This is a genomic window from Nonomuraea lactucae (genome assembly GCF_003313395.1).
Classification (GTDB): Bacteria; Actinomycetota; Actinomycetes; order Streptosporangiales; family Streptosporangiaceae; genus Nonomuraea; species Nonomuraea lactucae.
The window spans coordinates 1-674 of sequence record NZ_QNFZ01000341.1 but is presented as its reverse complement, the minus strand read 5'-3'; the positions used below and the strand labels follow the sequence as shown (position 1 = coordinate 674).

Below are 674 nucleotides of genomic sequence, written 5' to 3'. Positions count from 1 at the left end.
CGGCTCGGCCGCGACGTCCAGCTTCCCGGCCAGGCCGGCGGCGCTCAGCGGCCCGGCGGCCAGCGCGTCGAAGACGCCGAGCCGCTGCGCCGTGCCCGCCGCGCGGAAGGCCATCGCGCCGATCAGGTCGAGCATGGGGCCCGGGTTCCGGTTGAGATGACGGAAGGCGCGGAGGTCTTCAGGATCGAGATAGAGCGGCATCGGACAGCTCCTCAACGTCGGGTAGTTCCGTCTCCACGCGGCGCAGGCGCGGCTGGAGGTAGGCCAGGGGCGCGAGCACGACCAGCGCGGCGCCCGTGAGCATGAAGATCACGGCGATGCCGCGCCCCGGGCCCGTGCCGACGAGGCCGCCGAGGCTGCCGGCCAGCGCGCCGCCCGGTGCGAGCATGGGTTCGAAGACGCGGTCGGCGAGCGGCCCCGCCATGAGGTAGGTCAGCACGGTGGCCGCCTGGGTGACCGTGCGGACCGTGCTGAGCACCCGGCCCAGCTCGGCGGGCGGGGTCTTGAGCTGCAGGATCGTGATGCCTGTTCCCTGGACGAACGGCAGCGTGAACAGGAAGGCGGGGGCGACCACGGCGATCAGCGCGGCCGACGGGCTCAGGCCGTGCGCGGCCAGCAGCACCCCGCCCGCCGCGATGAAGGCGACCAGGCCGCGCACGCGCCGCCGCGGGCCG

1 protein-coding gene and 1 pseudogene are annotated in these 674 nt (G+C 75.1%); both read right to left on the bottom strand.

Going from position 1 to position 674, the window contains the following annotated elements:
* Window positions 1-201: dimerization domain-containing protein (locus DQW85_RS21835; protein WP_205315301.1), on the bottom strand; the 201-nt coding region annotated here is incomplete at its 3' end.
* A pseudogene (locus DQW85_RS21830) lies at window positions 179-674 on the bottom strand (MFS transporter); the annotation flags it as partial. The pseudogene DQW85_RS21830 and the gene DQW85_RS21835, both read right to left, overlap by 23 nt.